Origin of the sequence: Streptomyces malaysiensis subsp. malaysiensis (assembly GCF_040653035.1) — a bacterium.
GTDB classification, from domain to species: domain Bacteria; phylum Actinomycetota; class Actinomycetes; order Streptomycetales; family Streptomycetaceae; genus Streptomyces; species Streptomyces malaysiensis.
The window spans coordinates 1-11,695 of sequence record NZ_JBEZNG010000026.1 but is presented as its reverse complement, the minus strand read 5'-3'; the positions used below and the strand labels follow the sequence as shown (position 1 = coordinate 11,695).

Here is an 11,695-nt window from a genome sequence, read left to right as displayed (position 1 = left end):
GGTGCGGTGGCGCCTCAGCCCTCCGCGGGCAGGGTGACGCGCAGCGGGCCACAGCCGACGCGGTCGGCCTCCGCGGCCACATAGCGGGGGAGGAGCGCACGGATGTCGTCGGGGTGTTCCCCGTCATCCGCCCGGACCAGGAAGGTGACCTGGCCGGTCTGGCACTCGGCCTGGAACAGCCCCATGTCGTCGCGGATGAAGCCGTATCCGTCCTGCTCACCGTGGGCACCGGTCCTGACCGGCTCCTTGGCGCCGTCGTGGGACAGCCGGTCGTAGAGCACCGCGAGCCGGGGGTCCTCGATCGTCATCAGCCGCAGCCCGGGGTGGTCGAAGAGCACACCGCGGTCGCAGGTGCGCACCGGGCCCACGCCCCGGGTCAGCAGGGGCCGGTGCCTTCCCTCGTGCTGGTACGCGCTCGGGAGCCGCAGCCCCTTGACGCCGCACATCCCGTCCTTCTTCTCGACCAGGAATTGCGGCGGCTCCGGCATCCGGCCCACCGGATCGGCAATCCTGCCCGTGCAGCCCTCGTCGGCCATGTAGTGGTTGACCAGCTTGACCACGGCGCGGGCGAGCGCGTCACGGGCCTTGGTGTCCACATCGTCGTCGTAGACCGTCCAGCCGGTCTCCAGGTCGATCACGGTGGGGCCGCCGCTGACGTCCAGCCGGCTCGGCCGGCCGATACAGCCGTCGGGCACCGCGAGCCAGGCCCGGGTGTCCGAGGCCATGCCCAGCAGCCCGTCGCCCAGCGGGGTGAGCCGCGCGGAGAGGAACTCATCGGCCCACCGATCGCCCGCGCCGCCGAACCCGGCGTCCAACTGGTGCGCCTGGACCGTGATCCGCCGCCCGCGCGGCGAGGCCAGACGGCAGGTGCCCGACGGGCCCTGGCTGCCGATGCGATCGGTGGTGATGGGCACCTCCGAGGTCTTGATGTCCCTCTTGCCGTCGAACAGCGCCGCCACGTCGTCCTCGCCGAACGCCCCCCAGCAGGCCCGGTCGTCCGCGAACGGACCCGCCCCGGCCCGCCAGGCCACTCCGGCGCCGCCGAGCAGCGCTCCCACGACGGCCCCCGCCACGCCGATGATCACGGCCAGCCGCAGACGGCTGCCGGCCAGGCGGCCCCAGTGCCACCAGGGGCGGCGCCGCTCGTGCAGAGGCACGCGCACGTTGGCTGTGTTGTTTTCGCCGCGCTCGTTGTTCTCGGCGGGCTCGGTGTTCTCGGAGGCGGTCATCGGCTGGAACCCCCAGGTGCGATGGGCGCGCAACCGACGCGTCGCGCCACGGCGTTGGCGAAGGCGGTGAAGTACGGAGTCGTCTCGTGCAGGGAGGGAGCGAGCATCAGCACGGTGAGCGGACGCCCCGCGCAGTCGGCCCGTACGACCTTGTAGTCGTCGGCGAAGACGCCCGTACCGCGCCAGCCGCGCGCCGGCGCCTTGGTGCCCGTGACCCCGTCGAGCAGGGCGGAGAACCGCGGCTGGGCGACCATCAGCGCGTCGAAGTACCGGCCGTCACCGCGCTGCGTCCGTACCGAACAGGACTGGAAATCCCGGGTGACCGCGCCGACCTGGTACTCCAGGTCGCGGCCCTCCTTGCCGAACTCCAGACCCCTGATCCGGCAGGCGCGGGTGAAGAAGGACTCGTCCTCCTCGGGCAGGGTGGTCATCGGCGACACGGCCTCGAGCGGCTCGGCCGGGGCGCAACCCGCCTTCTCCATCGCCCGGTTGGCGACCGCGACCAGCAACCGAGCCACGGACTGGGAGCCGCCGAGCCCCGCGTCGGCCGACATGGTGGTGTCGCTGTAGACCGTCCGCGCCAGCGTGTCGAGCGTCACCGCCGTCGGTCGCCCGTCGCGGGTGTCGCACCCCTCGGGCAGCACCAGCAGCGCCTGCTTTCCGTCGGTGGCGCCCGGCAGCCCATCGGGCAGCGGCATCGCCCGGTCGCCGAGGTATCCGTCGATCCACTCCAGGCGCTGTCCGGCGCCCTCGGGCGCGGGGCCGTAGGTGACGGTGATCTTGGTCTCCGCCACGATCTGGTCGCCGTCGCTGCCGATACGCTCGGAGTGGAGCGAGACGGTGCACTGTCCGCGCTGCCGCCGTGGCGTTGGCGCGGTCTCCTTGGACGTACGGCTGGCGTTGTCCTCGTCGAGCGCCTTCCGGCTCAGAAAACCCGGTCCGCTGTCCTCTTCCCAGGCGCCCCAGCAGTAGGTGTCCTTGCCGTCGAACGGCCAGGTGTCCGTGGCCCAGGTGCCGAGCCCGGCCGCCACCAGCACCACGACGGCGCCGCCGACCAGAGCCGTCCGACGGCGCGCGCCGCCCATCAGCTGTTTCATTGTGTGCCTTTCCCCCGTGTGGCCGCCGATCCTACTCAGCGGTTCCGCGTGCGATGTGCAGGGGGCATGGCAATTCCGCGGGTATCAGGGGCTGTTCGGGGCGGGCGGTTGGTCGAGCCGTACGGTGATGGTGACGCGGCCCTTCTCATCGACCCGGGCCACCGCGTGCCCGGTGCGGTCGCTCCCGTCCAGGTCCAGCGATATCGGCCCGCCCTCACCGGTGAAGTTGCGCCACCACAGCTTGCGTTCGGGCATGGCCACGGTGATCGTGACGGCATCGGCCGCGCGCCGATAGGCGACCGGCGTACTGAAGGTGCGGCCCGAGCGCCGCCCCGTGTACGTGACGACCGTGAGCCGCCCGCTCACCCTCCGCCCCCACCGAGGGGAGGACCGCAGCCCGACCATCCAGGCGTTGAACCGGTCGGTGAATCGCTTGGGCAGCGGTCCTTTGTACCGCACACAATCCTCCAGGTGCCGAGGGTCAGGGGAACGTGGCGTCACGGTAGCTCCGCGGGTGGCGCACACCCGGCCCGTTGCCCGGAAGTGAGAGAGACGGACCCCGGGTCCTCTCGTATACGTGGCGCTTGAGCAACTCGACCGCTCATGAACTGGCCCCGCTGACCTGGAACCACACCGCTTTCCCGGGGCCCGGTCCGTGGTGGCAGACACCCCAGTCGGTGGCCGAGCTGCCGATGATGAGCAGCCCTCGGCCGCTCTCGGCGTCGGCCGTGTCCCGGGCAAGGCTGCGCTGGGCGGGGAGGCCGGGGGCGTCGTCGCTCACGAGAACGCGCAGCGTGCCGTACGGTCCCCACTCGGCGTAGAGGGTGACGGGTGCCGAGCAGCCGCTGGTCCGGCAGGCGTTGACGGCATTGGTGACGGCTTCGGAGGTCAGGAGTAGTGCCGTGTCCGTTAAATCGGTGCGCTTCGCGGTGTGCAGGGCGGTGCGGACGGCTTCGCGGGCGGTACGGACCCAGCCGGGGTCGGGCGGGAAGACGAGGGAGAAGTCGGCGCGGGGGAACTGGGCGCTCATGGTGATGTTGCCTCCTTCGGCCAACGGCCGTTCGGCGGACGCCGGTTGGGCGATTCATCTCCGACGATAGGGATTTAGGTTTCCATACTGCAACCTATGTGGCTTGATTCCCTCCAACGAGTGGCCTCGCCTCCGCCAAGCGGGCAGACTACTCACGATCACGAGGAGGTTGTCATGGGGTTACGGGCCAACCCGACGCAGCGGCAACGGCGTCTGGGGTCGGAACTGCGAAGGCTTCGCAATGAGCGCGGCTTGTCCGCAGCGGAAGCCGGAGCTTTCGCCGGGCTCGGCTCGCCTCACCTCGGGCATATCGAGGCGGGCCGAACGGCCATTCCCGAAGCGAAGCTCCGTGCGCTACTCGCTGGATACGGTTGCCAAGATGAATCGTTTGCCGACGCGCTCGTCGCCATGAGCGAGTCCAAGGGGAAGGGTTGGTGGTCGGACTACCGCAAATCCCCGCTCCCCCAGAGCGCTCATGATCTCGCGGAACTCGAGGCGACTTCGGTGGCTCACCGCTCGTTCCAGTGGATGTACGTGCCCGGGCTGCTCCAGACCCCCGAGTACGCGCGAGCCCTCACGACCGGAGGTGAGCCGGAGGCGGACCGCAGCGTGCTGGACACATACGTCGAGTTCCGGCTGAAGCGTCAGGAGGTCTTGGCCGGGGAGTCCCCGCCGACCTTTCACGCGGTCATCCACGAGGCGGCGTTCCACATGCAGTTCGTGGAGAACGGCGTCATGCGCCGCCAGATCGAGCACCTTGTGGAGGTGGCTCGGCTGCCGCATGTCCATATCCAGCTCCTGCCGTTCAAGGCGGCCCTCTCCCCGGCGACGCCGGCGGCGGCGTTCATCCTCTTCGAGGCGGAGGTGCCCGAGCTGAACACGGTCTACGTGGAGCACCCCGTGTCCTCGGCGTTCCTCGGAGAACAGGCACATCTCGCTCAGTACGGCACCGCTTTCGAACGTCTCACGATGGCAGCACTGCCACCGATTGACCCGGGTCCCGAACGCGAGTCCTATATGCGGAGTGACTCACTTAGGCTCGTGCAGCATCTGCTGTACACGCTCTGAGGAGAACCTCATGTCCGGGCTCGAATGGCGAAAGTCCAGTTTCAGCAGCGGAGTCGGAGGCCAGGACTGCGTCGAGGTCGCCACGACACCGAACGGCCTCATACACCTACGCGAGAGCGATGACCCGGCGGTGGTCATCGCCACCCACCCGACCCGGTGGGGCGCGTTCGTGCGGGGGGTAAAGCGGGGGGACTTCGACCGGCTACCGAAAAGCATGTGACCGTCCGGGGCGCCCGTTCGGTCCGGTGCTGGGGCAGGTTGCGCGGTGCGGGTTTCGTTTCGCGCCTTCGGCGCCTTTGAGCATGGGGGCGGGGGTCTCGCCGCCGGCTGGCGGGCCAAGTGGTGGTGGGCGGGGGCGGCTTCTGCCGGCCCTGGGCTGAGACCCGGCCGGGACGGCCCCTCCGGGTACCCCTTCCGAAAACGCTTGATCTGGAGCAACTAATTTGTCAAACGTTTTCCAAGGGGGGTACCCCCGGCGGTCCGGCATTGGCACAAGCCTCTGGGCACGGGAGCCGCCACCGGCCCTGCCACCCACTGCCCGCCGCCCGGCGAAGAAAGCGCGAGCCCGGCACCCCCGCCCCCATGCTCAAAGGCGCCGAAGGCGCGAGACGAGACCGTCAGTCGCTTGACGGTTCCCAGACCGCGCAGTCGTGGGCGAAGAGGACGCGGCGGGGGTCGAAGTCGGTGAGGCGGTCCAGCCAGGGCCGGTACGGGGGAAGGGGCTGCGTCACGCCATCGAGGGCCGCCCTGCGGGCCAGGTGGTCCGAGGCGAACTCGGAGCCGAAGTCATGCGCCTGACCGGCCAGGATCACCGTGCCGTCGGGCTGGCGGACGACCAGTGATTGATGGCCGTCGGTGTGTCCGGGGGTCGGGATGATGTGGACACCCGGCCAGATCTCGGCCTCCCCGGCGAGTTCCTCGTACGTGGCGCCGGGGAAGTCCAGCAGCTCGTCGAACGTATAGCCGCCTGCGCGCGCGGTGGCCAACTCCACGTCCTGGACCAGGATCGGCCTGCCGCCCAGCAGGGGGTTGCCGCCGCAGTGGTCGAAGTGGAGGTGGCAGTTCACGACGAGGGAGACGTCCGCGAGAGCGACCCCGGCCGCTGCCAGCGCCTCCGGCAGGGCGCGGCGGCGGGGGCGGTAGTGCGCCTCGGTCTCGGGGTCGGCGGCGCCGATACCGGTGTCGAAGAGGACCAGCCCACGGTCGTGGCGTACGAGGTAGGCGAGTACGGGTTCGACCCGTGGCTCCGGTCCGCCGGTTTCGGGGGCGGGGCGGACGAAGTAGCCGAGGTCGAGGCGGCGCACGGAGGTGTCGTTGGCCATCCCGTCATGGTCGCCCGGTGCAAGGCCCGCCCGCACGGGGGTTTGCCGAGGGCAGAGTGGCAAGCGGCTAACGATGGGCCAGCAGGGCCGTGGCGATCGTGACCTGGGCCGGTTCCAGGGCGGTCTTGCCGTCTTCGATGTCCCAGAGGGCGTTCTCCAGGACGCGGCCGAGGGTCCAGCCGGTGGCCCGCCGCCGGTCCAGGTCGAGGGCCTCGGTCAGCAGGTCGAAGCGGCGGAGCACCGCGCGGGTGGGATCGCCGGTGGCCAGGACCTCGTCCCAGCGGTTGTCCAGCGCCGGGAGGAGTTCGAAGCCCGGGTCGCCGGTGAGCGGTTCGGGGTCGATGGCCAGCCAGGGCTCGCGTTCACCGGCGAGGATGTTGTCGTAGTGGAGGTCCCAGTGCAGCAGCCGGTCGCCCGGTTCGTCGAGGAGTTCGGCCACGGCGGAGGCGCAGACGCGGACCAGCCGCCGTTCGGCCGGGTCGCGCAGGGCCGGTACGGCGTCGGGCGTCCGCTCGAGCATGGCGGCGGCGATATCGGACAGCCTGCGCAGACCGTCAGGGGCGGGTACCGAGGTCAGACGGGCCAGGAGATCGGCCAGAACGCCCAGCGCGGCGGTGTCGTCGGGCAGCGAGGAGAGCGGACGGGACGCGTCCAGGCGCTCCAGCAGCATGGTGCCGGTGTCCGGGTCATGGTCGAGCAGGAGCACCACGCCGTCGCCGTTCCAGGTACGCAGGCCCAGCGGGACGCCCTCGGTCTCCTCCTTGACCTGCTGGAGCTTGAGGGCCGCGGGGGTTCCGTCCGCGCCGGTCACCGGGAGGACGAGCGAGGCCATGCCATGGGCGGCGGGACCGGCCGGGCGCAGGTCCCAGCGGTCGAGGAAGTCCGCGGCCAGCCGGGGCAGCGCGGCGAGCCAGGCGCGGTCGGTGGCGTCGCGCTCGCCGAACGACGCGGCGAAGGCTTCGGGGATGTCGATGTCGCGGATCGGCGGGGTCATGGGGGAGGCTCCCGGGGTCAGGGTGAGCGCAGATAGTTGTAGACCGTGGCGCGGGAGACGCCCAGGAGTTCGGTGACCACCTGGACGGAGTGCTTCACCTGGAGGAAGCCGCTGGTCTTGAGGGTGCGGACGAGTTCCTTCTTGGCGGGGGTGCCCAGGCTGCGGGGCGTCTGGCCACGGGCGGCGGCGAATTCCTCGATGACGGCGCGCAGCTCCGCGGCGGTGCGGGCGCGGAGGGTTTCGGTGAGCGGCTGCTCCTGCTCATCGGTCCGTACGAGGTTGTTGAGGCTGCGGGCGGCGCTCGCGAAGAGGGATACGTCCAGGTTGAGGCAGATGGCGGCGACGTACTGGCCCGCGCTGTTCTTGATGCCGACCGAGGTGCTCTTGGCCGGGCGGCCGTCCGGGAAGCGGTTGGCGTAGTTCTGGACGATATCGGGGAAGCCGGGGTCCTGGATCCGGGCCAGGCCCAGCTCGGTGGCGGGCTCGCCCACCTCGCGGCCGGAGAGATTGCTCTCGATGGCGCGGATGGACTGGTCGGGGTTGCGCAGATCGTGGAGGACCACCTCGCACAGCCCGGGGAACATCCGGCCGAGGGCGACCACGATCTTCTCGGCCTCGCGCAGCAGCAGCTCGTCCTCGGGGGCTCCCGCCGTCTCCTGACGCCTCGCCCCGGTCATCCGAAGAGCTCCGTCATCGTCGGCGTCGCCTTCAGCCCCGACCCGGTCAGCAGCACGACCGTGGTCTCGCCGGGGCGGATCGCGCCCCGGGCGCGGAAGACCTCGATCGCCGCGGCGGCCGTCGCGCTGGTGGGCTCCGCGTAGAGCCCCATCGCGGCCAGCCGGCGGACCGCCGAGGCGATCGCGTCCTCCGGGATGGCCGCCATGTCGCCCTCCGAGCGGCGGATGGCGCGCAGCACCTCGGGGAAGCGGACGGGCTCGCGGATGGCCGTGCCCTCGGCGATGGTCGGGGCGTGGTCGAACGGCACCGGGGTCTCGGTGCCCGCGTGGAACGCGGCGTGCAGCGGTGCGCAGTGGGCGGGCTGGGCCACCAGCAGCCGGGGGCGGCGGGTGATCTGGCCCGCGCCGAGCAGTTCGGTGAAGCCGAGGTCGCAGCCGAGTACGGTGCTGCCCGCGCCCGCCACGGTCACCACGGCGTCCGGTGCGGTGAAGCCCAGGTCCTCCCACAGCTCGTACGCCAGGGTCTTGGTGCCCTGGAGGAAGAAGGGGTGCCAGTTGTGGCTGGCGTAGTACGTATGGGCCGACTGGCGCAGGGCCTCGGCCGCGGTGGCGTCCCGGTCGCCCGGCACCAGCTGGACCTCGGCGCCGTAGGCCCGGCTCTGGAGGATCTTGGCGGGTGAGGTGGTGGCGGGGGCGAGGATCCTGGCGCGGATGCCGGCCGCGGCGCAGTACGCCGAGACGGAGGCCCCGCCGTTGCCGGAGCTGTCCTCGATGACCTCCCGCACGCCCCGCTGGGCGAGGAGCGAGATCATCACGCTGGTGCCGCGGTCCTTGAAGCTGCCGGTGGGGCTGAACCACTCCAGCTTGAACCGAACCCGATCCTCCCCCCAGCTCTTCTCGACCAGCGGGGTGCACCCTTCACCCAGTGACACCGGGGCGTCGATGGGCACCGGGAGGGCCGCTCGGTAGCGCCACAGTGACCGGGCCCCGGTGTCCACCTGCTCGCGGGTGATGCCGGGCAGCGCGGAGACGGTGAGGGGAGCCCCGTCGTCCCCGCACCAGCGTGGATCGTCGATCGGGTACGTGGCGCCGGAGCGCTCGTCGACGTAATGGGCTTCGGATCGTGGTTCGGCTCGCACCTTAGATATTTTGTTTAGTTGTATATAGCCAGTCAAGGGCGTACCGGGCGGCTCGAGGCCGCCGCGAGGGCCGTGCGAGAGCGGCTCAAGGGTGGGCGAACAGCCGTTCAAGCACCACCGCGACCCCGTCGTCCTCGTTGGCCGGTGCCACCTCATCGGCCATCGCGATCAGATCCGGATGTGCGTTGCCCATCGCGACCCCGTATCCGGCCCAGCCCAGCAGCGGGATGTCATTGGGCATATCGCCGAACGCGATCGTCTCCGCGGGGGTGAACCCCATGCGGTCGGCGGCCAGTTGCAGCCCCACCGACTTGTCCGTCCCGGCCGGGAGCACCTCGATCATGCCCTTCTCGGAGTGGGTCACCGCCACCTCGCCCCCGCCCACCCGCGCCGCGGCCGCCGCGACCAGCCCGTCCGCCACCGTGCGGTGGCGCATCAGCACCTTCTCGATCGGCGCAGCCCACAGCTCCTCCCGCCCGGCCAGCCCCCACTCCGGGCGCCTCCGGTCGGTGAAGCCGGCGGTGACCACGAAGCGGTTCTGGGGCGCCGCGGTCACCACGGCGAGCTCAAGCGGCCCCGCGCCCAGCGCCTCCTCGGTGCGCTCCACCACCGACCGGGCCAGCTCCCGGTCCAGCGACGCCGAGACCAGCAGCCGGTCCGCGGAGGCGTCGTACAACTGCGCGCCCTGTCCGCACACCGCGAGCCCCCGGTAGCCGATCGCTACCAGGAACTCCCGGCAGGAGGTGGCCGGACGCCCGGTGACCACCAGATGCCGCGCCCCGGCGGCGCGGACGAGGGCGAGCGCCGCACGGCTGCGGGGCGAGACCGTCAGATCCCCGCGCAGCAGGGTGCCGTCGAGGTCGGTGGCCACCAGCGGGAAGCGGGGCCGCCCGGCCGTACGGGGCCGGGGGAGCAGCGCGCCCGGAGCGGGTACGGGCCCCGGGGGCACGGTGCCGCCCGGTGCGGAGGCGGATACGGGGGTGGATACGGAGGTGGAAACAGCAGCAGCGGCAGCGGCGTCGGCGGTGTGCACGGTGGCCGGTGGTCCCTTTCGTCACGCTCATCGTGCTCATTCCGCGTCGATCAGCGCGACACATGGAGCCCCTGAACCCATGTCGACCTGTGAACCCATGTCGACCTTGCGGAACAGAGAATGGCGGCTCCGCCGGGGACGATCAAACCGTGCAGATCACGGCCACCTGCTTCGGCAGCCGGTACGGCAGCGAGCCGTACCATGCGCTCGACAGCGCGAAGCCGAAGGAGAGACAGATGACCCCGCCGACCGCGTCCAGCCAGAAGTGGTTGGCGGTGGCGACGATCACCAGCAGCGTGGCCGAGGGGTAGAGCAGCCCCAGCACCTTCACCCACACCGGACGGGCCAGTGTGGCGATGGTGAGACCGCACCACAGCGACCAGCCGATGTGCATCGAGGGCATCGCCGCGTACTGGTTCGACATATCGGCGAGGTTTCCCGAGGCCATCGAGCCCCAGGTGTTGTGCACCACCACGGTGTCGATGAAGTGGCCGCCGCTCATCAGGCGGGGCGGGGCCAGCGGAAAGAAGTAGTAGCCGAGCAGGGCCACGCCCGTGGTCGCGAAGAGCGCCAGCCGGGTGGCGGCGTAACGGCCCGGATGCCAGTGGTAGAGCCACACCAGCACACCGAGCGTCACGATGAAGTGGAGCGTGGCGTAGTAGTAGTTCATGCCCACGATCAGCCAGCTGACCGAGTCGAGCGCGTGGTTGACGCCCCGCTCGAAGGCCATGCCCAGCCGGTGCTCCCACTCCCAGATCCAGCTCGCGTTGCGCAGCGCCTCGGGCCGCTGCTCCGGGACGGCGTTGCGAATCAGCGAATACGTCCAGTAACTGACGGCGATGAGGACGATCTCGAACCAGAGCCGGGGCCTTCTGGGCGTACGCAACCGGTCCATCAGGGTGTGGCCCGGCGCCCGCGCCGCATCGGTGTCGGCGATGGGTGCCGGGGTGGCCGTCCGGCCTTCCGTGGTCCTGATCGTCGCTCCACCCATAGGGCAACAGTCTGCCAGACGAGCTCCACCCGCAGATCATCCACGGCATCGGGTCTTCGTTGCTTATGTCCTGGTCCGGGGGGTCATCAAAGGGACGTATGCCCCTATACGTCCACTGAGTCGAACCATTGGACGGAGGCCCCGGGCAGGGCCCTCGGACGGGGCCGCCGGACGGGGTCTGCGGGGTGCCCGGCGCATCCTTCCCCTCCCCGCCCCTCCCCGAAACCGGGGCTCCGCCCCAGACCCCGAAACCGGGGCTCCGCCCCAGACCCCGAAACCGGGGCTCCGCCCCAGACCCCGACCCGGGGCTCTGCCCCTGGACCCCGGCTTGGGGTTCCGCCTCTGGCCCCGCCTTGGGGCTCCGCCTCTGGGCCCCGGCTTGGGGTTCTGCTCCTGGCCCCGGCTTGGGGCTCTGCCCCTGGCCTGGACTTGGGGTTCCGTCCCTGGCCTGGACTCGGGGCTTCGTCCCTGGCCTCGCCTTGGGGTTCCGTCCCTGGCCCCGGCTTGGGGTTTCGCCTCTGGCCTCGATTTGGGGTTCCGTCCCTGGCCTGGACTTGGGGCTTCGTCCCTGGCCTCGCCATGGGGCTCTGCCTCTGGCCCCGGCTTGGAGTTCCGCCTCTGGCCTCGATTTGGGGCTCTGCCCCTGGCCCCGGCTTGGGGTTCCGCCCCTGGCCCCGGCTTGGGGTTTCGCCTCTGGCCTCGATTTGGGGCTCCGCCTCTGGCCTGGACTTGGGGCTTCGTCCCTGGCCCCGGCTTGGGGTTCCGCCCCTGGCTCCGCCTTAGGGCTCCGCCTCCAGCCCCCGGGGGGGGCGGGACCCCTTGCCCCCTTGCCCCCTGGACCCCGGGGTCTGGGGCGGAGCCCTGGCTTTCAGTCCCTCCGGCGTTCGGCCTTTCAGCCCCTCCAGGGGGCACCTCCCAGCGGTAGCTGGGGGAGATCGAGGAGCGGGGTCTGGGGCGGAGCCCCAGTTTCGGGAAGGGGCGGGGAGGGGAACAGCCCGCCGCAGGCGTCACGACCCCCCGGACGCCCCCTGGGCCGCACCCCCCCCCCCCCCCCCCCCCCCCACCCCCCCAATGGGCCCCCCCGGGGTAAACCCCCCCCACCCAGACGGGCGGGA

12 protein-coding genes are annotated in these 11,695 nt (G+C 71.2%); 2 read left to right on the top strand and 10 right to left on the bottom strand.

From position 1 onward, the window contains the following. Positions 1-14 precede the first annotated feature (14 nt). From AB0E24_RS36390 to AB0E24_RS36375, 4 genes are all read right to left on the bottom strand, one after another. Positions 15-1,229, bottom strand: a complete 1,215-nt coding sequence (locus AB0E24_RS36390; RefSeq protein ID WP_359383680.1) for a hypothetical protein — start codon at positions 1,227-1,229, stop codon at positions 15-17. Next, the gene (locus AB0E24_RS36385) at positions 1,226-2,326 is read right to left on the bottom strand and encodes a hypothetical protein (protein WP_174885982.1); all 1,101 of its coding nucleotides are present in this window, start codon (positions 2,324-2,326) and stop codon (positions 1,226-1,228) included. The genes AB0E24_RS36390 and AB0E24_RS36385 overlap by 4 nt, the downstream gene beginning before the upstream one ends. A gap of 84 nt (positions 2,327-2,410) precedes the next feature. Beyond that, positions 2,411-2,785: a nitroreductase/quinone reductase family protein gene (locus tag AB0E24_RS36380; RefSeq protein WP_069869269.1), complete on the bottom strand. Its 375-nt coding sequence runs from the start codon at positions 2,783-2,785 to the stop codon at positions 2,411-2,413. 142 nt (positions 2,786-2,927) lie between these two features. Next, a complete protein-coding gene (locus tag AB0E24_RS36375) occupies positions 2,928-3,356 on the bottom strand; it encodes an ATP-binding protein (RefSeq protein WP_347213789.1) in 429 nt (142 codons plus the stop codon). A gap of 252 nt (positions 3,357-3,608) precedes the next feature. On the opposite strand from AB0E24_RS36375, the gene AB0E24_RS36370 reads away from it, so the two are divergent. Then, on the top strand, positions 3,609-4,424 hold the full coding sequence (locus AB0E24_RS36370; RefSeq protein ID WP_347236777.1) for a DUF5753 domain-containing protein: 816 nt from the start codon (positions 3,609-3,611) through the stop codon (positions 4,422-4,424). A 10-nt stretch (positions 4,425-4,434) separates the two neighbouring features. Further along, positions 4,435-4,644 (top strand): DUF397 domain-containing protein, encoded by a 210-nt coding sequence (locus AB0E24_RS36365; protein ID WP_347236776.1) that lies wholly within the window; start codon positions 4,435-4,437, stop codon positions 4,642-4,644. 397 nt (positions 4,645-5,041) lie between these two features. Here the strand turns inward: AB0E24_RS36365 and AB0E24_RS36360 are convergent, their stop codons facing one another. The 6 genes from AB0E24_RS36360 to AB0E24_RS36335 all read right to left on the bottom strand — a co-directional run bounded on the left by AB0E24_RS36360 (position 5,042) and on the right by AB0E24_RS36335 (position 10,580). After that, positions 5,042-5,746 carry an MBL fold metallo-hydrolase gene (locus AB0E24_RS36360; RefSeq protein ID WP_232639257.1) on the bottom strand — a complete coding sequence of 235 codons (705 nt, stop codon included), beginning with the start codon at positions 5,744-5,746 and terminating at the stop codon, positions 5,042-5,044. A 67-nt stretch (positions 5,747-5,813) separates the two neighbouring features. Continuing rightward, positions 5,814-6,740 carry an aminoglycoside phosphotransferase family protein gene (locus tag AB0E24_RS36355; protein ID WP_359383673.1) on the bottom strand — a complete coding sequence of 309 codons (927 nt, stop codon included), beginning with the start codon at positions 6,738-6,740 and terminating at the stop codon, positions 5,814-5,816. 17 nt (positions 6,741-6,757) lie between these two features. Next, positions 6,758-7,417, bottom strand: a complete 660-nt coding sequence (locus tag AB0E24_RS36350) for a helix-turn-helix transcriptional regulator (RefSeq protein ID WP_174885985.1) — start codon at positions 7,415-7,417, stop codon at positions 6,758-6,760. Further along, entirely contained in the window at positions 7,414-8,556 is a 1,143-nt protein-coding gene (locus AB0E24_RS36345; protein WP_232564443.1) for a threonine synthase, read from the bottom strand. Before AB0E24_RS36345 ends, AB0E24_RS36350 begins: the two co-directional genes overlap by 4 nt. An 85-nt stretch (positions 8,557-8,641) precedes the next feature. Beyond that, positions 8,642-9,589 carry an HAD family hydrolase gene (locus AB0E24_RS36340; RefSeq protein ID WP_359383670.1) on the bottom strand — a complete coding sequence of 316 codons (948 nt, stop codon included), beginning with the start codon at positions 9,587-9,589 and terminating at the stop codon, positions 8,642-8,644. A 142-nt stretch (positions 9,590-9,731) separates the two neighbouring features. Continuing rightward, a complete protein-coding gene (locus AB0E24_RS36335; protein WP_069869273.1) occupies positions 9,732-10,580 on the bottom strand; it encodes a phosphatase PAP2 family protein in 849 nt (282 codons plus the stop codon). Positions 10,581-11,695: the final 1,115 nt, after the last annotated feature.

Excerpts from the sequence above, each read along its gene's own strand:
- AB0E24_RS36390 (WP_359383680.1), bottom strand. The coding sequence starts at position 1,229 with ATGACCGCCTCCGAGAACACCGAGCCCGCCGAGAACAACGAGCGCGGC.
- AB0E24_RS36385 (WP_174885982.1), bottom strand. The coding sequence starts at position 2,326 with ATGAAACAGCTGATGGGCGGCGCGCGCCGTCGGACGGCTCTGGTCGGC.
- AB0E24_RS36375 (WP_347213789.1), bottom strand. The coding sequence starts at position 3,356 with ATGAGCGCCCAGTTCCCCCGCGCCGACTTCTCCCTCGTCTTCCCGCCC.
- AB0E24_RS36365 (WP_347236776.1), top strand. The coding sequence starts at position 4,435 with ATGTCCGGGCTCGAATGGCGAAAGTCCAGTTTCAGCAGCGGAGTCGGA.
- AB0E24_RS36360 (WP_232639257.1), bottom strand. The coding sequence starts at position 5,746 with ATGGCCAACGACACCTCCGTGCGCCGCCTCGACCTCGGCTACTTCGTC.
- AB0E24_RS36355 (WP_359383673.1), bottom strand. The coding sequence starts at position 6,740 with ATGACCCCGCCGATCCGCGACATCGACATCCCCGAAGCCTTCGCCGCG.
- AB0E24_RS36350 (WP_174885985.1), bottom strand. The coding sequence starts at position 7,417 with ATGACCGGGGCGAGGCGTCAGGAGACGGCGGGAGCCCCCGAGGACGAG.
- AB0E24_RS36335 (WP_069869273.1), bottom strand. The coding sequence starts at position 10,580 with ATGGGTGGAGCGACGATCAGGACCACGGAAGGCCGGACGGCCACCCCG.